Source organism: Streptomyces sp. NBC_00457, from assembly GCF_036014015.1.
Taxonomy (GTDB): domain Bacteria; phylum Actinomycetota; class Actinomycetes; order Streptomycetales; family Streptomycetaceae; genus Streptomyces.
Genome location: NZ_CP107905.1, coordinates 8749830 through 8773558, shown reverse-complemented (window position 1 = coordinate 8773558; position 23729 = coordinate 8749830). Strand labels below are relative to the sequence as shown.

24 protein-coding genes are annotated in these 23729 nt (G+C 69.9%); 5 read left to right on the top strand and 19 right to left on the bottom strand.

Going from position 1 to position 23729, the window contains the following annotated elements:
* Positions 1 to 66: 66 nt before the first annotated feature.
* The 17 genes from nusB to OG828_RS40050 form a co-directional block, all read right to left on the bottom strand.
* Positions 67 to 504, bottom strand: a complete 438-nt coding sequence (nusB, locus tag OG828_RS40130; protein ID WP_328368182.1) for a transcription antitermination factor NusB — start codon at positions 502 to 504, stop codon at positions 67 to 69.
* 1 nt (position 505) lies between these two features.
* Complete coding sequence (gene efp, locus OG828_RS40125; protein ID WP_210580379.1) at positions 506 to 1072, bottom strand: elongation factor P; 567 nt, start codon at positions 1070 to 1072, stop codon at positions 506 to 508.
* 59 nt (positions 1073 to 1131) lie between these two features.
* Positions 1132 to 2238, bottom strand: a complete 1107-nt coding sequence (locus OG828_RS40120; protein WP_328368174.1) for an aminopeptidase P family protein — start codon at positions 2236 to 2238, stop codon at positions 1132 to 1134.
* A 139-nt stretch (positions 2239 to 2377) separates the two neighbouring features.
* The gene (locus tag OG828_RS40115; RefSeq protein WP_328368171.1) at positions 2378 to 3262 is read right to left on the bottom strand and encodes a Pro-rich N-terminal domain-containing protein; all 885 of its coding nucleotides are present in this window, start codon (positions 3260 to 3262) and stop codon (positions 2378 to 2380) included.
* A 164-nt stretch (positions 3263 to 3426) separates the two neighbouring features.
* Complete coding sequence (gene aroB, locus OG828_RS40110) at positions 3427 to 4518, bottom strand: 3-dehydroquinate synthase (protein ID WP_328503917.1); 1092 nt, start codon at positions 4516 to 4518, stop codon at positions 3427 to 3429.
* Positions 4515 to 5033, bottom strand: coding sequence for a shikimate kinase (locus tag OG828_RS40105; protein ID WP_328441551.1), 519 nt, complete (start codon positions 5031 to 5033; stop codon positions 4515 to 4517). The genes aroB and OG828_RS40105 overlap by 4 nt, the downstream gene beginning before the upstream one ends.
* Positions 5030 to 6214 carry a chorismate synthase gene (aroC, locus tag OG828_RS40100; protein WP_210580387.1) on the bottom strand — a complete coding sequence of 395 codons (1185 nt, stop codon included), beginning with the start codon at positions 6212 to 6214 and terminating at the stop codon, positions 5030 to 5032. The genes OG828_RS40105 and aroC overlap by 4 nt, the downstream gene beginning before the upstream one ends.
* 172 nt (positions 6215 to 6386) lie before the next feature.
* The gene (locus OG828_RS40095; RefSeq protein WP_328368157.1) at positions 6387 to 6731 is read right to left on the bottom strand and encodes a hypothetical protein; all 345 of its coding nucleotides are present in this window, start codon (positions 6729 to 6731) and stop codon (positions 6387 to 6389) included.
* 51 nt (positions 6732 to 6782) lie between these two features.
* Positions 6783 to 7622 (bottom strand): shikimate dehydrogenase, encoded by an 840-nt coding sequence (locus OG828_RS40090; protein WP_328503916.1) that lies wholly within the window; start codon positions 7620 to 7622, stop codon positions 6783 to 6785.
* 5 nt (positions 7623 to 7627) lie between these two features.
* The gene (gene mltG / locus OG828_RS40085; RefSeq protein ID WP_328503915.1) at positions 7628 to 9286 is read right to left on the bottom strand and encodes an endolytic transglycosylase MltG; all 1659 of its coding nucleotides are present in this window, start codon (positions 9284 to 9286) and stop codon (positions 7628 to 7630) included.
* A 121-nt stretch (positions 9287 to 9407) separates the two neighbouring features.
* Positions 9408 to 9872: a Holliday junction resolvase RuvX gene (ruvX, locus tag OG828_RS40080; RefSeq protein ID WP_210580549.1), complete on the bottom strand. Its 465-nt coding sequence runs from the start codon at positions 9870 to 9872 to the stop codon at positions 9408 to 9410.
* A 17-nt stretch (positions 9873 to 9889) separates the two neighbouring features.
* Positions 9890 to 12562 (bottom strand): alanine--tRNA ligase, encoded by a 2673-nt coding sequence (alaS, locus tag OG828_RS40075; RefSeq protein ID WP_328503914.1) that lies wholly within the window; start codon positions 12560 to 12562, stop codon positions 9890 to 9892.
* The gene (locus OG828_RS40070; protein WP_210580397.1) at positions 12562 to 12912 is read right to left on the bottom strand and encodes a hypothetical protein; all 351 of its coding nucleotides are present in this window, start codon (positions 12910 to 12912) and stop codon (positions 12562 to 12564) included. Before OG828_RS40070 ends, alaS begins: the two co-directional genes overlap by 1 nt.
* A gap of 8 nt (positions 12913 to 12920) precedes the next feature.
* Positions 12921 to 13364 carry a DUF948 domain-containing protein gene (locus tag OG828_RS40065; protein WP_210580400.1) on the bottom strand — a complete coding sequence of 148 codons (444 nt, stop codon included), beginning with the start codon at positions 13362 to 13364 and terminating at the stop codon, positions 12921 to 12923.
* A gap of 202 nt (positions 13365 to 13566) precedes the next feature.
* A complete protein-coding gene (rpsD, locus tag OG828_RS40060; protein ID WP_210580414.1) occupies positions 13567 to 14181 on the bottom strand; it encodes a 30S ribosomal protein S4 in 615 nt (204 codons plus the stop codon).
* Positions 14182 to 14487: 306 nt separating this feature from the next.
* Positions 14488 to 15843 (bottom strand): replication-associated recombination protein A, encoded by a 1356-nt coding sequence (locus OG828_RS40055; protein ID WP_328368141.1) that lies wholly within the window; start codon positions 15841 to 15843, stop codon positions 14488 to 14490.
* Positions 15844 to 15926: 83 nt separating this feature from the next.
* Positions 15927 to 16583 (bottom strand): vitamin K epoxide reductase family protein, encoded by a 657-nt coding sequence (locus OG828_RS40050; protein WP_328368138.1) that lies wholly within the window; start codon positions 16581 to 16583, stop codon positions 15927 to 15929.
* Positions 16584 to 16727: 144 nt separating this feature from the next.
* Between OG828_RS40050 and OG828_RS40045 the strand changes: the two genes are divergently transcribed.
* From OG828_RS40045 to OG828_RS40030, 4 genes are read left to right on the top strand one after another with little or no spacing between them, the layout of a single operon-like run.
* Entirely contained in the window at positions 16728 to 17594 is an 867-nt protein-coding gene (locus OG828_RS40045; RefSeq protein ID WP_328503913.1) for an ABC transporter ATP-binding protein, read from the top strand.
* The gene (locus tag OG828_RS40040) at positions 17591 to 18436 is read left to right on the top strand and encodes an ABC transporter permease (RefSeq protein WP_328368132.1); all 846 of its coding nucleotides are present in this window, start codon (positions 17591 to 17593) and stop codon (positions 18434 to 18436) included. The genes OG828_RS40045 and OG828_RS40040 overlap by 4 nt, the downstream gene beginning before the upstream one ends.
* On the top strand, positions 18433 to 19635 hold the full coding sequence (locus OG828_RS40035; protein ID WP_328505021.1) for a sensor histidine kinase: 1203 nt from the start codon (positions 18433 to 18435) through the stop codon (positions 19633 to 19635). The genes OG828_RS40040 and OG828_RS40035 overlap by 4 nt, the downstream gene beginning before the upstream one ends.
* Positions 19632 to 20255, top strand: coding sequence for a response regulator transcription factor (locus OG828_RS40030; protein ID WP_328441546.1), 624 nt, complete (start codon positions 19632 to 19634; stop codon positions 20253 to 20255). The genes OG828_RS40035 and OG828_RS40030 overlap by 4 nt, the downstream gene beginning before the upstream one ends.
* A gap of 364 nt (positions 20256 to 20619) precedes the next feature.
* Here OG828_RS40030 and hisS read toward each other — a convergent pair whose 3' ends face one another.
* Both hisS and OG828_RS40020 read right to left on the bottom strand, forming a co-directional pair.
* A complete protein-coding gene (gene hisS / locus OG828_RS40025) occupies positions 20620 to 21882 on the bottom strand; it encodes a histidine--tRNA ligase (protein WP_328368127.1) in 1263 nt (420 codons plus the stop codon).
* 12 nt (positions 21883 to 21894) lie between these two features.
* Positions 21895 to 22608, bottom strand: a complete 714-nt coding sequence (locus OG828_RS40020) for an MBL fold metallo-hydrolase (protein ID WP_210580439.1) — start codon at positions 22606 to 22608, stop codon at positions 21895 to 21897.
* A 178-nt stretch (positions 22609 to 22786) separates the two neighbouring features.
* On the opposite strand from OG828_RS40020, the gene OG828_RS40015 reads away from it, so the two are divergent.
* Positions 22787 to 23632: a peptidylprolyl isomerase gene (locus OG828_RS40015; RefSeq protein ID WP_328368123.1), complete on the top strand. Its 846-nt coding sequence runs from the start codon at positions 22787 to 22789 to the stop codon at positions 23630 to 23632.
* Positions 23633 to 23729: the final 97 nt, after the last annotated feature.

Below are 23729 nucleotides of genomic sequence, written 5' to 3'. Positions count from 1 at the left end.
GGAGGGCCCGCAGCGGTCTCGCTGCGGGCCCTCCGGCGCATCCGTACCTCTTGTCGCCTTATCGCTTCATGCCTCGTCGTCCCGGCGCAGCGACGGCTTGAGGTCCTTCAGACGGCCGAGCAGGCCGTTGACGAACGAGGGCGACTCGTCCGTGGAGAACTCCTTCGCCAGCTGCACCATCTCGTCGAGCACGACGGCGTCCGGGGTCTCGTCGACCCAGATCAGCTCGTACGCACCGAGGCGCAGGATGTTGCGGTCCACGACCGGCATCCGGTCGAGGGTCCAGCCGACCGAGTACTGCGCGATCAGCTCGTCGATTCGCTTCGCGCGCTGCGCATAGCCCTCGACCAGCTGCATCGTGTACTCGCTCACCGGCGGCTGCCGGGTGTCGTCCCGGGAGAGCCGGATCCAGTCGGCGAGGACCGTGAGGACGTCGGCGCCGCGCTGGTCGCCCTCGAAGAGGATCTGGAAGGCGCGCTTGCGGGCCGTGTTGCGGGCAGCCAATTTAGCTGTTCACCCGGCCGAGGTAGTCGCTCGTGCGGGTGTCGACCTTGATCTTCTCACCGGTGGTGATGAAGAGCGGGACCTGGATCTGGTGACCGGTCTCCAGGGTGGCGGGCTTGGTGCCACCGGTGGAGCGGTCGCCCTGGACGCCCGGCTCGGTCTCCTGGATGGTCAGCTCGACGGCGGCCGGCAGCTCGACGAAGAGCACCTCGCCCTCGTGCTGGGCGACGGTGGCCATGAAGCCCTCGACCAGGAAGTTGGCGGCGTCGCCGACGGCCTTGCGGTCGACCATCAGCTGGTCGTAGGTCTCCATGTCCATGAAGACGAAGTAGTCGCCGTCCATGTAGGAGAACTGCATGTCCCGCTTGTCGACGGTGGCCGTCTCGACCTTCACGCCGGCGTTGAAGGTCTTGTCGACGACCTTCCCGGAGAGCACGTTCTTGAGCTTGGTGCGCACGAAGGCCGGGCCCTTGCCGGGCTTGACGTGCTGGAACTCGACTACGGACCAGAGCTGGCCGCCATCGAGCTTGAGCACCATGCCGTTCTTGAGGTCGTTCGTGGAAGCCACGGTTGCGGAATCTCCTGGACTGACGTGGACGACCCCGGCGCAGGCGCACAGCTCAATCGCTAGAGCGCGAGCAGCTCCTTGGTCGTGATGGTGAGTAGCTCGGGTCCGCCGTCCGCCTCGGGGCGTACGACGAGCGTGTCATTGATCCGGACACCGCCCCGGCCCGGGAAGTGGACCCCCGGTTCGACGGTGACCGGCACGCAAGCGTCCAGTTTACCCATGGCCGCGGGGGCCAGCTGCGGGTCCTCGTCGATTTCGAGCCCGACGCCGTGACCGGTGAGCGGGGCGAGCCCCTCCGTACAGCCCGCGGAGTCCAGCACCTGGCGTGCGGCACGGTCCACGTCCCGGTAGGCGGCGCCGGGTACGAGGGCCTCCCTGCCGGCGCGCTGAGCGGCGAAGACGAGGTCGTACAGCTCGATCTGCCAGTCCGCGGGAGACGTGCCGATCACGAAGGTGCGGCCGATCTCGCAGCGATATCCGCGGTACGTCGCTCCCAGGCAAACGGAGAGGAAATCGCCCTCTTCCACTCGCCGGTCCGTCGGCCGGTGGGCCCGGCGGCCGGAGTTCGGGCCGGTGGCGACGGACGTGGCGAAGGCCGGGCCGTCGGCGCCGTGGTCGATGAGCCGTCGCTCCAGTTCGAGGGCGAGGTGACGTTCGGTGCGGCCGACGAGGATGGACTCCAGGAGCTCACCGAGGGCCTGGTCGGCGATCTCGGCGCCGATGCGGATGCAGGAGATCTCCTCCTCGTCCTTCACGACCCTGAGCTGCTCCACGGCTCCACCGAGGTCGGTCAGGCGCAGGCGCGGGGCGACCGAGCGGATGGCTCGGTGACGGGCCACGGTGAGGTGATGTTCCTCCACGGCGAGGGAGTCCCCGCCCTGCGCTTGTGCGAGGCCGGCCGCGGCGACGGCGGCGTCGCCTCCGGCGCCGGGGAGGGGGTGGATCCGCAGCGCCTCGTCGAGGCGGCCCTCGGTGGGACGGCGGTCGGGCGGGTCGGCGCACACGAGCACGTCTTCGGTCTTGCCGAGGAGCAGCACGGCGCCGTGGGGGTCGGTGCCCGCTAGGTAGCGGACGTTGGCGGGGCGCGAGATCAGCGCGGATTGGCTGCCGCCGGCTTGGCAGTGGTCCCTGAGCCGGGTTCGGCGGGCTGCGTACACCTCTGACATGACACGAGCGTAGGAGGGTCGTCTGGTTTGTGCCGGTTGGGAGGGAGCCGTTCGGAGGAGGGGGTGCCGCGCGGGGTCGTATGCCGGGTGCGGGTGGGTGGGGGTTGGTCGCGCAGTTCCCCGCGCCCCTTCGGGGCGACTACCACTGGGGTGGGCTGGCAATGGAACGTGCCAGTACGTCGTCCAGGACCCGGGCTGTCTGGGGGACGTCCATCTGGGAGTTGTCGATGATGGGGAGGCCGGAGCCGTACCAGCCGGCCATGCGGCCGTGGATGCGGGCTACCTCTTCGTCGGTGAGGCGGCGGTTGCCTGTGCGGTGGGCGTTGCGTTCGAGGACGATGTCGAGGCCCGGGAGGAGGACGACGGGGAGGAGGCCGGGGCCGACGTGGCGCTTCCAGCCGCCCAGGCCGACTACGGGGCGGTCGGGGAAGACGGCGTCGTCGAGGATGCAGGAGATGCCGTTGGCGAGGAAGTTGCGGGCGGCGAAGCCGCAGGTGCGGCGGGCCAGGCGGTACTGGGCCTCCGAGTGGTCGTTCCACCCGGACTGCGGATCGGCGAAGCCGGAGCGGACCCATTCACGTACGTCGTCGAGGCTGATGTGGGCGGTGGGGACCCGTCGGTGGTCCGCCCAGTACTTGGCGACGCTGGTCTTGCCGGCCCCCGCCGGGCCGATGAGGAGCACCGCGAGGGTGGTGTTCGTGGGGTCGGGGGCCGCGGTGGCGGGCGGTGTGGTCGGCACGGCGACCGGGCCGCCGGGGGGCAGGGGCACATGGCCCGTGGTCTCCGGCGTGGGTGGAGCCGACGTGTGCTGCGGGACGGTGTGGTGCGGCGGGGGCGGGGCGGTGAAGCCCGGCGCCGGAGGCGGCGGGGACGCGGGGGCGGGACCTGGAGCCGGAGGCGGCGGGGGCACCGGGGCGGGCCCCTGGTGCGGGCCCGGCTGCTGCGCGGCCGGCGACCAGCCGTCGGCCGGTCCGTGCCCCGGCTGGTGGGGCGGCGGCAGCGGAGAACCCACTGCGTGCTGCATCCGGTGCCACTCCATCTCGTACAGGCAATGGGCGCTGGCAGCGGGGCCCGAACCCCACTCCCTACCGAACGGTACCGTCCCCGGCCGCCGTTTGGTGAACGGCCGGTGGCGGTCCGAAGTGCCCATGCCCACAGGCATATAGGGCGTACGACGCCCGGGAGGACTTACTCCCCCACTTCGCCGTACGCGGCGAGCAGGACGGCGGGGTCAGGGCCCTCCAGGACGGTCGGCTTGGCCAGTCCGTCGAGGACGATGAAGCGGAGCACGTCGCCGCGGGACTTCTTGTCGACCTTCATCGTCTCCAGCAGCTTGGGCCACTGGTCGTGGCGGTAGTGCAGCGGGAGGCCGACGGATTCCAGGACGGTGCGGTGGCGGTCCGCCGTCGCGTCGTCCAAACGGCCCGCCAGACGGCCCAGTTCGGCGGCGAAGTGCATGCCCACGGCCACCGCGGCGCCGTGCCGCCACTTGTAGCGCTCGTTCTTCTCGATGGCGTGCGCGAGCGTATGGCCGTAATTGAGGATCTCCCGCAGGCCCGACTCCTTCAGGTCGGAGGAGACGACCTCGGCCTTGACCTTGATGGAGCGCTCGATGAGCTCGGCGGTGTGCGGGCCGGCCGGGGTGCGCGCGGCCTCGGGGTCGGACTCGATGAGTTCCAGGATCGCCGGGTCGGCGATGAAGCCGGCCTTGATGATCTCGGCGAGTCCGGAGACATAGTCGTTGACCGGGAGGGAGTCGAGCGCGGCCAGGTCGCACAGGACCCCGGCGGGCGGGTGGAAGGCGCCGACGAGGTTCTTGCCCTCGGCGGTGTTGATGCCCGTCTTGCCGCCGACGGCCGCGTCCACCATGGCCAGCACCGTGGTGGGGACGGCGATCCAGCGGACCCCGCGCAGCCAGGTCGCCGCCACGAAACCGGCCAGGTCGGTGGTGGCGCCGCCGCCGACGCCGACGATGACATCGGTGCGGGTGAACCCGGACTGGCCCAGCGCCTTCCAGCAGTAGGCGGCGACCTCGGCGGTCTTGGCCTCCTCCGCGTTCGGCACCTGGATGGCGACGGCCTCGTAGCCCTGCTCGCCGAGGTCGGCGCAGAGTGCCTCGCCGGTCTCCGCGAGGGCCTCGGGGTGGATGACGCCGACCCGCTTGACCCGGTCGCCGATCAACCCGCCGAGTTCACCGAGGAGTTGGCGGCCCACCAGGACCTCGTACGGATCGCTGCCCGCCGTGCCGCCGACCTGGATCCTGGTCACTGCCTCGCTCATGCTTCCTTCAACTCCAGTGCGTCCAGGACGGCTTGCGTGACTTCTTCGGGTGTACGGCCATCAGTCGCCACGACCGCCGCGGCGACCTCGGCGTACAGGTGCCGGCGTGCCTCCATCAACTCCCGCCACTGCTTGCGCGGGTTGATGGCGAGCAGGGGGCGGGCCGTGTTCAGGCCGGTGCGCTTGACCGCTTCCTCGACGTCCATCGAGAGGTAGGCGACCCGATGCCCGGACAGCAGTTCACGCGTGTCCGGGTCCAGGATCGCGCCGCCGCCCAGGGCGAGGACGCCGTCGTGCTCGGCCAGCGCGCGCTGCACCGCCCGCTTCTCGATCCCCCGGAAGACCGGCTCGCCCTCGTCGACGAAGATCTCCGCGATGGTGCGGCCCTCGGCGGCCACGATGTCGTCGTCGGTGTCCCGGTAGCCGACGCCGAGCCGCTCGGCGAGCAGCTGCCCGACCGTCGACTTGCCGACACCCATCGGCCCGACCAGCACGATCGCAGGCACCGCACTCACCGGATCGCCAGGTTGTCGAGGTAGGACCGCACGTTGCGGCGGGTTTCGACCACGTTGTCGCCACCGAACTTCTCCGCCACCGCATCCGCCAGGACCAGGGCGACCATCGCCTCCGCGACGATACCGGCGGCCGGAACCGCGGAGACGTCGGAGCGCTGGTGGTGCGCCTGGGTGGCCTCACCGGTGGTCACGTCCACCGTCTGCAGGGCGCGCGGCACGGTCGCGATCGGCTTCATCGCCGCCCGCACCCGCAGCAGCTCACCCGTGGTCAGGCCGCCTTCGGTGCCGCCGGAGCGGCCGGAGACCCGCCGGATGCCCTCCGGGGTGTTCACGATTTCGTCGTGCGCCTTCGAGCCCGGCACCCGGGCCAGCTCGAAACCGTCACCGAGCTCAACACCCTTGATCGCTTGGATGCCCATCAGCGCACCCGCCAGGCGGGCGTCCAGCTTGCGGTCCCAGTGCACATGCGAGCCCAGGCCGACGGGCACCCCGTACGCCAGGATCTCCACCACGCCACCGAGGGTGTCGCCGTCCTTGTGGGCCTGGTCGACCTCGGCGACCATCGCCTTGGAGGTGTCCGCGTCCAGGCAGCGCAGCGGGTCGGCGTCCAGCTTCTCCACGTCGGCCGGCGTGGGGTACACACCCTGCGGCGCCTTCACCGAGCACAGCTCGACGACGTGGCTGACGATCTCGATCCCGGCCGTCTCCTTCAGGTACGACCGGGCCACCGCGCCCAGCGCCACCCGGGCCGCGGTCTCCCGGGCGGAGGCGCGCTCCAGGATCGGACGGGCCTCGTCGAAGCCGTACTTCTGCATGCCGGCGAGGTCGGCGTGGCCGGGGCGCGGGCGGGTCAGCGGGGCGTTGCGCGCGAGCCCCGCCAGGATCTCGGGGTCGATGGGGTCGGCCGCCATGACCTGCTCCCACTTCGGCCACTCGGTGTTGCCCACCATGATCGCGACCGGGGAACCGAGGGTCAGACCGTGCCGGACACCGCCGAGGAACGTGACCTGGTCCTGCTCGAACTTCATCCGGGCACCGCGTCCATAGCCGAGCCGCCGCCTGGCCAGGTGGTCCGCCACCATCTCCGTGGTGATCGGCACGCCGGCGGGAAGGCCCTCCAGCGTCGCGACGAGTGCGGGGCCGTGCGACTCCCCCGCGGTCAGCCAGCGCAACCTGCTCAACGGTGCTCCTCGATGCTCGCGCCCTCGTCCTGCCCTGCGTACGCGCGTCCTCGCATACGGCAACGGCGTGACCAAGTGCGCGGCCCTGGCCCGCCACCTCCGATCCTCCCACGTCCGGGGCGCTGATCAGGCCGCCGGTCCATCAGGCGGACGGGAAGTGGCCGGCAGCGGGTCACGCGGAGCCGTTCCCCTGACGCTGCTGCGGGGCGTAGGCACCCAGGAAATCGGCACCGCTCTCCTGCTGACCGGAACCGCCGGCCGGCGCCTGCTGTGGCGCGTAGGCCCCCAGGTAGTCCGCCCCGCGTCCCTGTCCGTACTGCGCCGCCGCGTGCACGGGCACCCCCTGCCGCACCGCACGCCGGTGAGCGAGCTTGCGCTTCAGCTTGACGACCCAGGACGCGACGACGGCCAGCACGACGAGTGCGAGCACGGTGATCTGCACCCAGTCCGGCAAGAAGTGCAGCACGGCCTCGAAAATCTCGCCCTTCACGGACGCCAGCGGCATACCTGTGGCCATGGATGTCTCTCCCCCTCCGGTGGTCCGCCCCCTGCGGAACCGGAAGGGATCTTAGCGGGCGTCGAGCATGTGTTCGCCCGCTTTTCGCATGGCATCCAGCGGCGCCGGGGCCAGCCCAGTCATCTGCTCCACCTGGAGCACCGCCTGGTGCAGCAACAGGTCGAGCCCGCTGACGACGGCCCCGCCGTACGCCGACCAGCGCGCCGCCAGTGCGGTCGGCCACGGGTCGTAGAGGACGTCGAACAGGGTGGCGGGCCGTTCCGGCACGGCGGAGGCGAGGGCGTCGGTCGTACCGGCCGGGGTGGTGGCGATGACCAGCGGGCGGCGCAGCGCCTCGGCTGCGTCCGCCCAGTTGGCCGTACGCACCTCGATGTCGAGCCGCTGGCCCCACTGCCGCATCTCGGCGGCACGTTCCTCGCTGCGGACGTAGGCGACGACCTCGCCGGTGCAGATCCGGGCCAGCGCCGCCAGCGCGGACGAGGCGGTCGCACCGGCGCCGAGGATCGCGGCGGAGTCGACCTGCTCGATCCCGCGCTCGCGCAGGGCGCCGATCATGCCCGGGATGTCGGTGTTGTCGCCGACACGGCGGCCGTCCTCGGTGAACACGACCGTATTGACCGCCTCGACCGAGGCAGCCGTCTCGCTGATCTCGTCGAGCAGCGGGATCACGGCGCGCTTCAGCGGCATGGTCAGCGACAGTCCCGCCCACTCCGGCCCGAGCCCCTTGAAGAACCCGGGCAGCGTCGACTCGTCGACCTCGAACCGGTCGTACGACCAGCCGGTCAGCCCCAGTGCCTCATAGGCGGCGCGGTGCAGCACCGGGGACAGCGAGTGGGCGATGGGCGAACCGAGCACGGCGGCACGGCGGGCGTCAGTTGCCCGAGCTGTCATGGAGTTCAGTCTCCGCTCCTCGACGCGTTGAACTGGTCGACCAGCTTCTCGTGCTCCGCGAGCGTCTTGGTGAACTTGCTGGTCTTGCCGTCCAGCGAGATGAAGTAGTACCAGCCCTCGTCCGTCGGATTGAGCGCACCCTTGAGCGCTTCCGCGCCGGGGTTGTCGATGGGGCCGGGGGGCAGCCCCTTGACGTAGTACGTGTTGTACGGGTTGTTGTACTGCCTCAGCTCGGCGATCGACAGGTCGATCTTGCTCTGATTCTTGATGTAGTTGTACGTGGAGTCGAACTCCAGAGAGCCGTAGGTCTCGGGGTTCCCGGGCTTGAGGCGGTTGTAGACGACCTCGGCCATCTTGCGGAAGTCGTCATGGCTCGTGCCCTCGGCCTGCGCCAGGCTCGCCACGGTGAGCAGCTGCCAGGGGCCGTCGAGACCCAGGCTCTCGGCCTTCTTCTCCAGGCCGAGCTCTTCGTACGTGTCGCTGGCCCGGGTGACCATCTCCTTCAAGATGGTCTCCGGCTTCTGCCCCTTGCTTACCCCGTAGCTGGAGGGATAGAGGAATCCTTCCAGCGGGTCCTTCACGTTCGGCTGGTCCAACGCCCAGTCGGGCAGCCCGAGGTCCTTGTACTTCGCCTTCGCGGCCTTCGCCGTGGTGCCCGCCGACAGTTCGAGGCGCTTGTCGATCGCCTTGTAGACCGACGTGTTCCGCTCGCCCTCGCGGACGATCAGATTGTTCTGGCTCTTGGGGTCGAGCATCAGCTCGACGGCGCTGGCGGCGGACATCTCCTTCTTCATGAGATAGACGCCGGCCTGGATCTTGTTGCCGTCGGGATTCTGCGACTGGGCGGACACGAACGCGTCGACGCTCTTGACGACGCCCAGCTTCTTCAGCTCCTGACCGATGGCGTAGCCGCCGGCGCCCTTGGGGATGGTGACGCTCACCGACTCGCTGCTGCCGTCACCCGCGTAGTCCGGCGCCGCGCCGAATCGATCCTGGTAGAACTGGTAGCCGAAGTACCCGACACCGGCCAGGCCGCCGCCGAAGACCAGGACGACCACCAGGCAGGCGCATCCGCTGCGGCGCTTCTTGGGCTTGCCGCCCTTGCTCCGCCGGTCGCCGCGCCCGCCGCCGTCCCCGGGCTCGTCGGAGTCGTCGTCATCGTCCCCGCCCGCGAAGAATGCGTGCTCGCCCTGGTCGGGGCCGGGGTCCCAGTCGGGCCGCTGTTCCGGCTCCTCGCGCCGTCGGCTCGGTGGCTCCGGCGGCGGGTAGGCATCGGGTGTGCCGTAGTAGTCGGGCTGCTGCCCGTCGTAGCCCACGGCCTGCTGGCCGTAAGGGTCCGCCGGGTCGGGGTACGGGGTCTGCGCGTGCGTGCCGGTCGGCCAGCCGTTCTCGTCGTACTGCTGGTGCCCCTGGCCGCCGTACTGCTGCGGGTCGTACTGCTGCTGGTACTGCTGCTGCGACTGGTCGTATCCGGACTGCTCGCCGGTGCCCCAGTCGCCGTACTGGGGCTGCTGCGGCTGCTGCGGATAGTGCTGCGGCTGGCCGCCGTAGGCAGGCTGCTGAGCCGCGTGGCCCTGCTGCTGCCCTTCCCATCCGCCGTCCCCGAACAACGGGTCCTCCGGATGCCACGGTTCGGAGCCTTGGCCCCGGCCATACTCAGTCATCGATCCCCTAGAGCCGCGAGGCGGCGGTCGCGCGGCTTTCGGCTCGGCTTCCGTCCCGCCTCTCTTTGTGCGGTGGCTGTTCGAACACCGCCGCATCGCGCGGAACGTTACCGTATCGCGATCAGATGACCACTTCGACGCCCTCGCCCGGGGCTTTACCTGACACCCGTTCGGATTCGAGCGCCTGCTGCAAGATGATCACAGCGGCTACCTGGTCGATGACGGACCGGCCCTTCTTCGACGACACGCCCGAGGCGCGCAGTCCCTGACTGGCCGTCACCGTGGTCATGCGTTCGTCCACGAGTCTGACAGACACCGGCGCGATGCCTTTGGCCAGCTCCTGGGCGAAGGCGCGAACCTTGACCGCGGCCGGGCCCTCGCCCCCCTTGAGGGAGCGAGGAAGGCCGACGACGACTTCGATCGGCTCGTACTCCTCGACGAGTTGCCTGAGCCGGCGGTGGGCGGCCGGGATGTCACGTCCTGGGACCGTCTCCACCGGTGTGGCGAGGATCCCGTCGGGGTCGCACGAGGCGACCCCGATGCGGGCGTCCCCGACGTCGATCGCGAGGCGACGGCCGCGGCGCATAACGTGTTCGGCGCCGCTCACTTGGCCGTTTCCGCCACGAGGCGCTCGACGGCGTCGACGGCCTCGCCGACGGCGGCCGGGTTCTGGCCGCCGCCCTGGGCGAGGTCCGGCTTGCCGCCACCGCCGCCGCCGAGGGTCTTGGCGGCGGCACGGACCAGGTCGCCGGCCTTCAGGCCGCGCTCGCGGGCGGCGTCGTTGGTGGCGATGACCGTCAGCGGCTTGCCGCCCGCCACGGTGAACAGGGCGACCACGGCGGCCCGTCCTCCCTGGATACGGCCGCGTACGTCGAGGACCAGCTTGCGCAGGTCGTCGGCGGTGGTGCCGTCCGGGACCTGGCCGGTGACGAGAGCGACGCCGCGGACGTCCTTGGCGGACTCGACGAGACCGGCGGCGGCCTGGAGAACCTTCTCGGCGCGGAACTTCTCGATCTCCTTCTCGGCGTCCTTCAGCTTGCCGAGCATGGCGGAGACCTTCTCCGGGAGCTCCTCCGGACGGCCCTTGATCAGCTCCTGGAGCTGGGCGACGACCGTGTGCTCGCGGGCGAGGAAGTTGTAGGCGTCCACGCCGACCAGAGCCTCGATACGACGGACACCCGAGCCGATGGACGACTCGCCCAGCAGCTTCACCAGGCCCAGCTGGGCGGTGTTGTGCACGTGCGTGCCGCCGCACAGCTCCTTGGAGAAGTCGCCGATGGTGACGACGCGGACCCGGTCGCCGTACTTCTCGCCGAACTCGGCGATGGCGCCCTGCTTCTTGGCCTCATCGATGCCCATGACGTCGGCGCGGACGTCCAGGTCGCGGGCGAGCACCTCGTTGATCTTCTGCTCGACGTCGGTCATCACGGCCGTGGGAACGGCGGACGGGGAACCGAAGTCGAATCGGAAGCGGCCGGGCTGGTTCTCGGAACCGGCCTGGGCGGCCGTCGGGCCGAGGGCGTCGCGCAGGGCCTGGTGGGTGAGGTGCGTCGCCGAGTGGGCGCGGGCGATGGCCTTGCGGCGCCGGTCGTCGATGGCGGCCTGGGCCTTGGCGCCGACGGTGACCTCGCCGACCTGGACGACGCCCTTGTGGACGTACACACCCGGGACCGGCTTCTGGCAGTCGCGGATCTCGATCACGGCGCCGGTGTCGACCTTGATACGGCCGGTGTCGCCGATCTGGCCGCCGCCCTCGGCGTAGAACGGGGTGCGGTCGAGGACGATCTCGACCTCGTCGCCCTCGGTGGCGGCCGGCGAGGAGACGCCGTCGACGAGGATGCCGACGATCGTGGACTCGCCCTCGGTGTCGGTGTAGCCGATGAACTCGGTCTCACCGGCGCTGTCGGCGATCTCACGGTAGGCGCCGGTACCGGCGTGGCCGGTCTTCTTGGACTGGGCGTCGGCCTTGGCGCGCTCCCGCTGCTCCTTCATCAGGCGGCGGAAGCCGTCCTCGTCCACGGAGAGGCCCTGTTCGGCGGCCATCTCCAGGGTGAGGTCGATCGGGAAGCCCCAGGTGTCGTGGAGCAGGAAGGCCTTGTCGCCGGCGAGGACGGTGCCACCGGCCTGCTTGGTCTCGCTGACGGCCGTGTCGAGGATGTTGGTGCCGGCCTTCAGCGTCTTGAGGAAGGCGTTCTCCTCGGCGAGGGCGACCTTCTCGATGCGCTCCCGGTCGGTGATGAGCTCGGGGTACTGCTGGCCCATCATCTCGATGACCGTGTCGATCAGTTCCTTGACGACCGGGCCGGTGGCGCCGAGCAGGCGCATGTTGCGGATGGCGCGGCGCATGATGCGGCGCAGGACGTAGCCACGGCCCTCGTTGCCGGGGGTGACGCCGTCGCCGATGAGCATCACGGACGTCCGCATGTGGTCCGTGACGACGCGGAGGGACACGTCCGACTCGTGGGCGGCGCCGTAGTGCACGCCGGTCAGCTCGGTGGCCTTCTTGATGACGGCCATGGAGGTGTCGATCTCGTACATGTTCTGCACGCCCTGCAGAATCATGGCGAGGCGCTCCATGCCGAGGCCCGTGTCGATGTTCTTGCTCGGCAGGTCGCCCAGGATCTCGAAGTTGTCCTTGCCGATGCCCTCGCCGCGCTCGTACTGCATGAAGACGAGGTTCCAGATCTCCACGTACCGCTCGTCGTTGACGGCGGGCCCGCCCTCGACGCCGAACTCGGGGCCGCGGTCGTAGTTGATCTCGGAACAGGGGCCGCACGGGCCGGGGACGCCCATGGACCAGTAGTTGTCCTTCATGCCCAGGCGCTGGATGCGCTCCTTGGGCACGCCGACGATCTCGTGCCAGATCCGCTCGGCCTCGTCGTCGTCCTTGTAGACGGTGATCCACAGGCGCTCGGGGTCCAGGCCGTAACCACCCTTGTCCTGGGGGCTGGTGAGCAGCTCCCAGGCGTACTTGATGGCGCCTTCCTTGAAGTAGTCGCCGAAGGAGAAGTTGCCGCACATCTGGAAGAACGTGCCGTGCCGGGTGGTCTTGCCGACCTCTTCGATGTCCGGCGTGCGCACGCACTTCTGCACGCTGGTGGCGCGGGCGTACGGCGGCTTCACCTCGCCCAGGAAGTAGGGCTTGAAGGGCACCATGCCGGCCGGGACGAGGAGCAGAGTCGGGTCGTCCGCGATGAGCGACGCCGAAGGGACGACGGTGTGCCCGCGCTCCTCGAAGAAGCTCAGCCAGCGGCGGCGGATCTCAGCCGACTCCATCAGTGGTCCTCATTCCGGTTGTACGAATACGTCGTCCTGTCGCTGTCGACGGACTTCGGGATGTTGCGGTTCTCGATGGCGGCGAAGCGTCGGGAGGCGGGGAGTTCGGGGTTCTCGTTGATCCCCAGTGCCTCCCCCAGCTCGGCCTCCCGTTGGGCCATGCCGTCGCGGACGTCGAGCGCGAAGCCCACCGCACGGTCCTTGAGCCGGTGACCGGCCTCGAGCGCCTTGTTGGCCGCGGTCGCGGCGAGGTTCTCGGGCGTCAGCTGCTTCAGCTTGCGGTTGACCTTGGTGGTGGCCCACACGCCGGCGGCGACGCCCGTGGTGAACCAGAACGTACGGCGGAACATCGGTTCGCTCAGTCCTTCTTCCGCTTCGTCCGCCGTGCGGCCGGGACGGTGCGGCCCACGATCACGGTACGTCGGGACGGCTTCGCGGGCGCGTCGTCCTTGCGGCCGCCGATGGCGCGGCGCACGCCGTAACCGAAGGCCGCGACCTTGACCAGGGGCCCGCCGAAGGTGGAGGCGACGGTGGTCGAGAGCGCGGACGCGTTCGACGTGACCTCCTGGACGTCCGACGCGATCGAGTCGACCCGGTCGATCTGGGTCTGCGCGGAACGCACCGCCGCGGAGGCGTCTGCCAGGAGCGGGACGGCCTGGTCGGTCACGTCCGCGACGAGCTTGGTGGTCGCCTTGAGCGTCTGGGCCAGCCTCACCAGTGCGACGGCGAGGAAGGAGACCAGGATCGCCCAGAAGACGGCCACCAGGATCCCGGCCACCTCTCCACCGGACACTGTGTGCACCCGCTCCCTGAAACGTGCCTCTACATCGAAAAAGTCGTGGGTCGAGCCTATCGCGCCGGGCATGCCGCTCCGTACCGGATTACGGCCCGCGCACACATGAGTTGCCGCGCGGGTGGGGCGGCTCGGACATGCGCGAGCCCGCCGCCTCGGCCACCCGGAAGGGTGGGAGACGGCGGGCTGAGGTGCTACGGCCTGCCTGCGATCAGCGGGCGTAGTACTCGACGACGAGCTGCTCGTCGCAGATCACCGGGATCTCCTTGCGGTTCGGCTCGCGGTCCAGGCGGAAGGCCAGGGCGCGGAGGTTCACCTGGAGGTAGCGCGGGGTCTCGCCGTCGGGGGCGAAGCCGCCCTCACGGGCGATGGAGAAGAGGGTCTTCTCACGGCTGCGCTCACGGACCATCACGACGTCGTCGGGCTTGACGCGGAAGGACGGCTTGTCGACCTTCTGGCCGTTGACCTCGATGTGGCCGTGGACGACCATCTGGCGGGCCTGGTAGATCGTGCGGGCGATGCCCGAACGCAGGACCAGCGCGTCGAGACGACGCTCCAGCTCGATGATCAGGGCCTCACCGGTCTTGCCCTGAACCTTGGAGGCACGCTCGTAGGCGCGGACGAGCTGACGCTCGGACACGTCGTACTGCGCACGCAGACGCTGCTTCTCCAGCAGACGGACCTTGTAGTCCGAGTTCTGCTTGCGGCCACGGCCGTGCTCACCCGGCGGGTAGGGACGGGCCTCGAAGTACTTGACGGCCTTCGGGGTCAGCGCGATGCCGAGGGCACGCGACTTCTTGACCTTGGGGCGGGGCTGGTTCGCCACTGCTTCTTCTTTCCTGGTTATCGGCTTGTCAGGGTTGAGGGAGGTCGCATCCGCAGCCGGGGAAACCCTGCGGGTCCGGTCGGTCGGACCTGCTGGGCAGCCGCTCCCTGGTCTGGGCACATACGTGCAGCACGCGAGTGGCCCACCGACCGGTCCCGTCGTACGACGAGTGGTGGTGGGCTGCCCGCGACACCATTCGAACGGTGCGCGACGCTCCTGGAGCCGGTCCGTGAGGACCGGGTCTCCGGCTGACCGTCCTGTTCTGACTGCACAGGACACAGCACTTCGAGCGATTCTACAGGGTGCTCAGGACCGCTTGCGACCGAGGTGCTTGCGGGTCCACTCCACCGCGTCCGCGTACCGCGCCTCGGCGCCGTGCCGCGTCGGCGTGTAGTACTCCCGGTCCTTGAGGGCGTCCGGGGCGTACTGCTGCTCGGCGATGCCCTCGGCCAGGTCGTGCGGATACACATACCCCTGCGCGTGACCGAGCTTGGCCGCGCCCTTGTAGTGCCCGTCGCGCAGGTGCGGGGGGACCGAGCCCGCCAGGCCCTTGCGTACGTCCTCCATGGCGGCGCCGATGGCGGTCGTCGCGGAGTTGGACTTGGGGGCGAGGGCCAGGGCGATGGTGGCGTGGCTGAGGGTGAGGGCGGCCTCGGGGAAGCCGATCATGGCGACGGCCTGCGCGGCGGCCACGGCTATCGGCAGCGCGTTCGGGTCGGCGAGGCCGATGTCCTCGCTGGCGGAGATCATCAGGCGGCGGGCGATGAAGCGGGGGTCCTCACCGGCCTCGATCATGCGGGCCAGGTAGTGCAGGGCCGCGTCGACGTCGGAGCCGCGGATGGACTTGATGAGGGCGCTGGCCACGTCGTAGTGCTGGTCGCCGTCGCGGTCGTACTTCACCGCGGCACGGTCGACGGTCTCCTCCAGGGTCTGGAGGCCGAGCTCCGTCTCGCCCTTGTCGAGCGCGGCCCCGGCGGCGGCCTCCAGGGCGGTCAGGGCGCGGCGCGCGTCGCCGCCGGCGATGCGCAGCAGGTGGTTCTCGGTGTCCTCGGGGAGGGTGAGCGCGTCCTTGAGGCCCCGCTCGTCGGACAGGGCCCGCTTGATGAGGCTCCTGATGTCGTCGTCCGTGAGGGGTTCGAGGGTGAGCAGGAGGGAGCGGGACAGCAGCGGGGAGATGATCGAGAAGTACGGGTTCTCCGTCGTCGCCGCGATCAGGGTCACCCAGCGGTTCTCGACGGCCGGGAGCAGGGAGTCCTGCTGGGCCTTGCTGAAGCGGTGGATCTCGTCGAGGAAGAGGACGGTCTCCTTGCCGAAGCCGCCGGTGGCACGGCGGGCGCCGTCGATGACCGCGCGGACCTCCTTGACGCCCGCGGTGATCGCCGACAACTCCACGAAGCGTGCGTTGGTGGCCTTCGACACGACGTACGCCAGGGTCGTCTTGCCGGTGCCCGGCGGGCCCCAGAGGATCACCGAGGAGGGCCCGGCGGGGCCGGAGGCGCCCTCGCCGACCAGTCTGCGCAGGGGTGAGCCCGGCTTCAGCAGGTGCTGCTGGCCCACGACCTCGTCGAGGGTGCGCGGACGCATCCGAACGGCCAGGGGGCTGCTGGACGGGTCCTTCTCCTGGCGTTCTTCTGCTGCGGCGGTGAACAGGTCGGGCTCCACGCTGAAAACCCTAGTTCACCGCACTGACAATGCCGGACGGCCCCGGAATTCCGGGGCCGTCCGGCATTGCTCGGGCCAGTGGGTCAGCTGGTCCAGAAGTCCCACCAGCGGGTCAGGATCAGCATGCCGATGATGCCGATGTGCAGGACGGGCAGGACCCAGGTGAACTCGCCGAAGAAGCCCTTGAGCCAGTTCGGCGCGGGCAGGAAGCCCTTGCGGACGTTGAACGAGGTCACGTACCAGAACATGATGATCGTCGCGACCCAGGCCAGGCAGCACCACAGGCACAGCGCGTTGATCCGGTACAGGGACTGGAACGTCAGCCAGGCGCAGAACCCGACACCGAAGAGCGTGCCGGCGTTGAAGGTCAGCCAGTACCAGCGCGGGAAGCGGGCGCCGGCGAGCAGGCTCATACCGACGCAGATGACGATGCCGTAGGTCACGAGGCCGAGCATCGGGTTGGGGAACCCGAACGCCGAGGCCTGGTCGCTCTCCATGACGCTGCCGCAGGAGACGACGGGGTTCAGGCTGCAGCCAGGGGTGAAGGTCTTGCCCTCGACCTTGGCCTCGAGCAGCTTGAACTTGTCGATCGTGATGACCCACGCGGCGAGCAGTCCGGCCGCACCGGTGATCACCAGCAGCAGGGCGAGTGCACGACTGCCGCCCTCCGCGCGCGGCGAGGGCGTGGCGCGCTCCGGCTCGTGGTCGGTGGAGACGTCCTTGACTGTCGTCTTGCTCATTCCGCCGATTCCGTCGCTTGAGAACTGGACCTTCTTCCGGCAGGGCCATTGTGCCGCACGCGTGCGTGTATCCACCGTTCGATGGACATAAGGCGGTACGCATGGTCGTCCCGGACCGTTCGGTTCCGGACGACGCTCGTTCCCATGACCACACACGCGAACGGACTCGCGGTGGACGTACGGGGGCTGCGCAAGCAGTACGGGGACGTGACCGCGGTAGACGGCATCGACCTGGGCATTCGCCAGGGCGAGGTGTTCGGCCTGCTGGGGCCCAATGGGGCCGGCAAGAGCACGACGGTGGAGATTCTTCAGGGCAATCGCACCCGGGACGCGGGCGAGGTCCAGGTGCTCGGGGCGGATCCGGCGACGGGCACGCGCGCGTGGCGCTCGCGTGTCGGAATCGTCTGGCAGGACGAATCTGCGCCCGCCGAGTTGACGGTCCGCGAGACCGTACGGCATTTCGCGCGCTACTACCCGAGGCCCCGGGACCCCGAGGAGGTCATCGGCCTGGTGGGTCTGGAGGCCAAGGCGGGCAGCCGGATCAAGGCGCTGTCGGGCGGGCAGCGGCGCCGCCTTGACGTGGCGCTCGGCGTGATCGGCGGGCCCGAGCTGCTGCTTCTGGACGAGCCGACGACCGGGTTCGACCCGGCGGCCCGGCGGCAGTTCTGGGAGCTGATCCGCAAGCTGGCGGACGAGGGCACGACGATCCTGCTGACCACGCACTATCTGGAGGAGGCGGAGGCGCTCGCGCACCGGCTGGCGATCATCTCGCAGGGCCGGGTGGTCGCCGAGGGCGAGCCCGGCGCGCTGCGGGAGCGCCACGGCACCGAGGCCACTGTCGCGTGGACGGATGCCGACGGGACCCCGCGCACCGCGCGGACGGTCACGCCCACCAAGACCGTCGCCGAGCTCATGCACCGCTTCGACGGTGAGATCCCGGGGCTGCGGGTGAGCCGCCCCACGCTGGAGGACGTCTATCTCCGGCTGACCGGACAGGAGGACGCGCGATGACCACGACCGCCGTACGAGCCGGGGCCGGGACGCTTCCGCAGCGGCTGCCCGGCGCCTGGGGGCTCGGTCTGCAGCGGGGCGGGCTGGAGATCAAGCAGTTCTTCCGGCAGCGCGACCAGGTGGTGTTCACCTTCGCCTTCCCGGTGGTATTCCTCTTCCTGTTCGCGTCGATCTTCAAGGACGACGTCGACGGCGCGGGCGTCACCGCCTCTCAGCTGTACGTCCCGGCGATGATGGCCGCCGGCATCATGTCGACGAGTTTCCAGTCGCTCGGCATCTCGATCGCCATCGAGCGGGACGAGAAGGTACTGCGCCGGCTACGCGGCACGCCGATGCCGCCGGCCGCGTACTTCCTCGGCAAGATCTGGCTGGTTCTCGTCACCGGTCTCATGGAGACGGCGATTCTGCTGCTCGTCGGGACGACCCTGTACGACGTCGACCTGCCGTCGGACGTGCGCACCTGGTTCGACTTCGCGTGGATCTTCGTGCTGGGTATCACGGCGTGCGCGCTGCTCGGCATCGCGATCAGCTCGGTCCCCAAGTCCGGCAAGAGCGCGACCTCCGTGGTCGTCCTCCCCTTCCTGGTGCTGCAGTTCATCTCCGGGGTGTACATCGCCATCGACACCATCCCGGACTGGATGCTGAACATCGGGGCGCTGTTCCCGCTGAAGTGGATGTGCCAGGGGCTGCGCGGGGTGTTTCTGCCGGAGTCGGCGCAGGTGCTGGAGCAGGCCGGGAGCTGGGAGCTGGGCAGGGTCGCGCTGGTGCTCGGGGCGTGGTGCGTCGGAGGATTGGTGCTGTGCCTGCTGACCTTCCGGTGGAAGAACCGGCGCGACGGATGAACGGCCCGGCGGGACCCGGGGGCGCGTACACCTGGGCCCGCTCGTTCCGGCTCTGGGACACGTACTTCGCGCTGATCTGGCTGGCCACCCTGGTCTACGTGCTCGGCGCGGGGTTCCCGGGGTGGCCGGTCCGCGCCGTCGCGGCCGCGCTGCTGATACCGCTGGCTCCCCTGTACGTGTGGGTGGGGCGCCCCATCCTGTGCGGTGACCCGCCCGACGAGCGGCAGGCGGTGCGTTTCCTGGCGGTGGCGCTGGCGCTGTTCCTGCCGTCGGCGGTGCTCGTCGGGGAGACGCGGGTGCTGACCTTCGCGCTCGTCCCTCCGTGCTTCATGGCGTTGCGGATGCGGTGGGCGCTGACGGCCGTGGCGGTCATCAACCTCGTGCCCGTGGCGGGCTGGGCGCTGCTGTGGCGGCCCGGCGCCCAGGAGGTCTTCTTCAACGCGGTGTTCGCCGTGGTCACCTTCGTCTTCTCGGTGGCGCTGGGCAGTTGGATCATCCGGATCATCGAGCAGAGCCAGGAGCGGGCCGAGCTGATCGCGGAACTGGACGCCAGCCGGCATGAGGTCTCCCGGCTCTCGTCGGCGCACGGCGCGCTCGCGGAGCGGGAGCGGATGGCCCGGGAGATCCACGACACCCTCGCCCAGGGCTTCACCAGCCTGCTGATGCTGATCCAGGCCGTCGAGGCCGAGTTCGACGAGGACCCGGCACAGGCCCGCCGTCACCTGGCCCTGATGGACGAGACGGCCCGGCAGAACCTCGCCGAGGCCCGCGCCCTGGTCGCCGGGGGCACCCCCGCCGACCTCGACGGCGCCTCGCTCCCGGATGCGGTCGGCAGACTCGCGGCCCGCCACGCCGCGAAACTGGAGGTGACGGGTCCGGTGCGCGCGCTGCCCGCCGGTCCCGAGGTGGTCGCCCTGCGCTCCTGCCAGGAGGCACTGGCCAACGCCCGCAAGCACGCCGGGAGTTCTGTGGCCGTGGGCATCACGCTGGCGTACGCCGACGAGACGCTCACCATGTCCGTACGGGACGACGGTTGCGGCTTCGATCCCGGTGCCGTCCATGACGGGTACGGTCTGGCGGGGCTGCGCGCCCGGGCCGCCGAGGTGGGGGGAACCGCACAGGTCGGCAGCGTGCCGGGCGAGGGCACCACGGTGACCGTCCGGCTGCCCCTACCCGACGTGAGGAGTGAGGTGCCGTGATCCGGATCATCCTGGCCGACGACCATCCCGTCGTACGGGAGGGGCTGCGGGCGATGCTCAGCGCGGAACCGGACCTCGAGGTGGTCGCCGACGCGTCCAGCGGACCGCAGGCGGAGGCGCTGGCGGCCGAGTTGCGGCCCGACATCGTGCTGATGGATCTGCGGATGCCGGACGGCGGGGGTGTCGACTCGATCGTGCGGATGGCGGAGGCGGGGCTGGGTTGCCGGGTCATCGTCCTCACGACGTACGAGACGGACCGGGACATCCTGAGGGCGGTGGAGGCGGGGGCGGCGGGTTATCTGCTCAAGGATCTCCCGCGAGGTGAACTCGCGGAAGCCGTACGGTCTGCGGCGCGCGGCGAGACGGTGCTGGCGCCGTCGGTGGCGGCGCGACTCGTGGACCAGTTGCGGACGAAGCCGGAACGGCCGCGGTTGTCGGCGCGGGAGACGGCCGTGCTGAGGCTTGTGGCCGAGGGCTGTACCAACGCCGAGATCGGGCGCCGGTTGTTCATCGGCGAGTCGACCGTGAAGACCCATCTGCTGCGCGTCTTCGGCAAGTTGGGCGTGGACGACCGGACGGCGGCGGTGACGAGCGCGATGCGGCACGGCTTGCTGGACTGAGGGTTCTTCGCCCCCGCCGCCCCTACCCGTCCCATCCTGAAGGGGCTCCGCCCCTTCGACCCCGCCAGGGGGCTCCGCCCCCTGAACCCCCGCGGGGCTCCGCCCCTGGACCCCGCTCCTCAAACGCCGGAGGGGCTGGATTTTCAGCCCCTCCGGCGTTTCAGGACGAAAACGGCCATCCCCAACCCCCACCCACCCGCTGGGGACGCCGCTCTTCTCAGCGCCGGGCCGCGCATTGCAGCCCGTCCGGCGTTTGAGGACGAGGCCGTTCAGGCCGAAGCGGGGGTCTGGGGGCGCAGCCCCCAGGGATGGGACGGGTAGGGGCGGCGGGGGCGAAATCCTCGGCGCCGCACCCCCACCTGCCTCAGCCCAGCCTCGCCTCCAGCTCGGCCACGATCTCGTTCACGCCGATGGGAGTCTGCTCGCCGGACTCCATGTCCTTGAGCTGGACGACGCCCTCGGCGAGGTCGCGTTCGCCGGCGACCACGGTGTAGCGGGCGCCGCTCCGGTTGGCGTTCTTCATGGCGCCCTTGAGACCCTTGGCGCCGTAGGAGAAGTCGGCGGCGATGCCCGCCTTGCGCAGGTCGGTGACCTTGGCGAACAGGACGCGGCGGGCCTCGTCGCCCAGCGGAACCGCGAACACGCTGGTGGCCGCCGGGAGTTCGAGCTCGACGCCCTCCGCCTCCAGGGCCAGGACCGTGCGGTCGACGCCCAGCGCCCAGCCCACCGACGGCAGCGCGGGACCGCCGATCATCTCGGAGAGTCCGTCGTAGCGGCCGCCGCCGCCCACCGCGGACTGCGAGCCCAGACCGTCGTGGACGAACTCGAAGGTGGTGCGCGTGTAGTAGTCCAGGCCGCGCACCAGCTTCGGGTCGTCCTCGAAGGCGACGCCCGCCGCCGTGATCAGCTCACGGACCTCCTCGTGGTACGCCTTGCAGGCGTCGCAGAGGTAGTCACGCAGCAACGGCGCACCCGTCAACTGCTTCTGGACCGACTCGCGCTTGTCGTCGAGGACGCGCAGCGGGTTGATCTCCGACCGGCGCAGGGTGTCCTCGTCGAGGTCAAGGCCGCGCAGGAAGTCCTGGAGGGCCGCGCGGTAGACCGGACGGCACTCCTTGTCGCCCAGGCTGTTCAGCAGGATGCGGAAGTTACTCAGGCCCAGCGAGCGGTACGCCTGGTCCGCCAGGATGATCAACTCGGCGTCCAGCGCCGGGTCCTCCGCGCCGATCGCCTCGGCGCCGACCTGGGAGAAGTGGCGGTAACGGCCCTTCTGCGGGCGCTCGTAGCGGTAGTACGAGCCCGAATACCAGAGCTTGACCGGGAGGTTGCCCGCCTTGTGCAGGTTGGCCTCGAGGGCGGCGCGCAGGACGGAGGCCGTGCCCTCGGGGCGCAGGGCGAGCCGGTCGCCGCCCTTGGTCTCGAAGGCGTACATCTCCTTGGTCACGATGTCGGTGGACTCACCGACACCGCGCGCGAACAGCTCGACGTTCTCGAAGCCGGGCGTCTCGATGTATCCGTAGCCGGAGTTGCGCAGCGGAGCCGCGATCGCCTCACGGACGGCCAGGTAGATGGCGCTGTCCGGCGGGATCAGGTCGTACGTGCCCTTGGGGGCCTTGAAGGTGCTCACGGAACTCTCTCGTCACATTCCTCGTCGGGGAGCGGCGTTCGGATCCGTTCCCTGGCCGGCGGCCACCTGCCGCAGATACGGGTTGGTGGCGCGCTCCTGGCCGATGGTCGTCTGGGGGCCGTGGCCGGACAGCACCACGGTCGAGTCGTCGAGCGGCAGGCACACACGGGCCAGCGAGTCGAGCATCTCGGCCATGTCACCGCCGGGCAGGTCGGTGCGTCCGATGGAGCCGGCGAACAGCAGATCCCCGGAGAAGAACACCGACGGGATGTCGGCGGTCTCGGGCATCCGGAAGGTCACCGACCCCTTGGTATGGCCCGGTGCGTGGGCGACGGAGAGCTCCAGACCCGCCAGCTCCAGTCGCGCGCCATCGGTCAACTCCTTGACGTCGTCCGGCTCCCCGATGGTCAGCTCGCCGAGCAGCGGCATCCCGATGGAGCGTCCGAGCGCCTTCTCGGGGTCGTTCATCATGTACCGGTCCTCGGGGTGGATCCAGGCCGGCACGTCGTGCGCGCCGCACACCGGGACGACCGAGGCCACGTGGTCGAGGTGGCCGTGGGTGAGGACGACCGCCACGGGCTTGAGCCGATGCTTCTTCAGTGCTTCCTCGACTCCTGGGGCCGCTTCGTGGCCCGGGTCGATGATCACGCACTCCTCACCGGCGGCGGGGGCGACGAGATAACAGTTCGTCCCCCAGGCCCCGGCGGGGAACCCGGCAATGAGCACGATCGTCCTTCGTTGTGTCGATTCGGGTGGCTTGCGCATGGGCTGCGCCTGAGGTCAGAGCCTACCGGCGCTGCCGATTCCTCAGCGAACCCATATACGGTACGGGGCACACGCGGGTGGTCGATTCGAACGACGCACGCGTACCGGTCGACGTTCGAGACGTATGAGGAGAAACCCGGTGGTCAGCCAAGAACAGCGGAAGCGTCAGCTCGCGCGGGAGAAGTTCTTGCGGCAGCAGCAGCGGCGCACCGAGGCACGGCGCAAGGCGCGTACGCGCAACGCCGCGATCGCGTCCGCACTCGCCGTCGTCGTGATCGCCGGCCTGGCGCTGTACATGACCGGGGCCCTCAAGGACGACGACAAGACCAACGCGAGCGCGGACGTCACGCCGAGCGCGTCGGCGCCCAGCAAGGCCGAGGACCCGTGCGAGAAGCCGGCCGCGGGCAAGGCCAAGACGGCGACTTGGAAGAAGGAGCCGGCGATGACCATCGACGAGTCGGCGAAGTACACGATGAAGCTCGCCACGACCTGCGGTGACATAGACATCGACCTGAAGGCGTCGGCCGCGCCGCACACCGTGAACTCCTTCAACTTCCTCGCGGGCAAGGGCTTCTTCGACCACACCAAGTGCCACCGGCTCGTCCCCAGCAGCATCTACGTGCTGCAGTGCGGCGACCCGAAGGGCACCGGCATGGGCGGGCCCGGCTACACGATCCCGGACGAGAACCTCAAGGACAAGAGCCTCAAGGGCGGGGTCTACCCGGCGGGCACGGTCGCGATGGCCAACCAGTACAACGCCCAGACGAAGCAAGGACGCAACTCCGGAGGAAGCCAGTTCTTCCTCGTCTACCAGGACAGTCCGCTGCCGCCCGACTACACACCGTTCGGAACGGTGTCCGAAGCGGGCATGAAGGTCCTGAAGAAGATCGCGGACGCTGGAGCGCAGGCCGCGGACCCCGCGACGGGGAACACGGCACCCAACGCGACGGTCGTCATCAACAAGGCAACTGTCACGAAATCCTGACTGTCAACTGCGAAATTTCGGTCGCGCGGGATGCGGACAGGCAACCCGCCGGTCGCCTATGTTGGCCGTGACGAAACTGTGGACGATGCCCGGGGGT

Excerpts from the sequence above, each read along its gene's own strand:
- OG828_RS40120 (WP_328368174.1), bottom strand. The coding sequence starts at position 2,238 with ATGTCAGAGGTGTACGCAGCCCGCCGAACCCGGCTCAGGGACCACTGC.
- OG828_RS40115 (WP_328368171.1), bottom strand. The coding sequence starts at position 3,262 with ATGCAGCACGCAGTGGGTTCTCCGCTGCCGCCGCCCCACCAGCCGGGG.
- aroB (WP_328503917.1), bottom strand. The coding sequence starts at position 4,518 with ATGAGCGAGGCAGTGACCAGGATCCAGGTCGGCGGCACGGCGGGCAGC.
- OG828_RS40095 (WP_328368157.1), bottom strand. The coding sequence starts at position 6,731 with ATGGCCACAGGTATGCCGCTGGCGTCCGTGAAGGGCGAGATTTTCGAG.
- OG828_RS40090 (WP_328503916.1), bottom strand. The coding sequence starts at position 7,622 with ATGACAGCTCGGGCAACTGACGCCCGCCGTGCCGCCGTGCTCGGTTCG.
- mltG (WP_328503915.1), bottom strand. The coding sequence starts at position 9,286 with ATGACTGAGTATGGCCGGGGCCAAGGCTCCGAACCGTGGCATCCGGAG.
- ruvX (WP_210580549.1), bottom strand. The coding sequence starts at position 9,872 with ATGCGCCGCGGCCGTCGCCTCGCGATCGACGTCGGGGACGCCCGCATC.
- alaS (WP_328503914.1), bottom strand. The coding sequence starts at position 12,562 with ATGGAGTCGGCTGAGATCCGCCGCCGCTGGCTGAGCTTCTTCGAGGAG.
- OG828_RS40070 (WP_210580397.1), bottom strand. The coding sequence starts at position 12,912 with ATGTTCCGCCGTACGTTCTGGTTCACCACGGGCGTCGCCGCCGGCGTG.
- OG828_RS40050 (WP_328368138.1), bottom strand. The coding sequence starts at position 16,583 with ATGAGCAAGACGACAGTCAAGGACGTCTCCACCGACCACGAGCCGGAG.
- OG828_RS40045 (WP_328503913.1), top strand. The coding sequence starts at position 16,728 with ATGACCACACACGCGAACGGACTCGCGGTGGACGTACGGGGGCTGCGC.
- OG828_RS40040 (WP_328368132.1), top strand. The coding sequence starts at position 17,591 with ATGACCACGACCGCCGTACGAGCCGGGGCCGGGACGCTTCCGCAGCGG.
- OG828_RS40035 (WP_328505021.1), top strand. The coding sequence starts at position 18,433 with ATGAACGGCCCGGCGGGACCCGGGGGCGCGTACACCTGGGCCCGCTCG.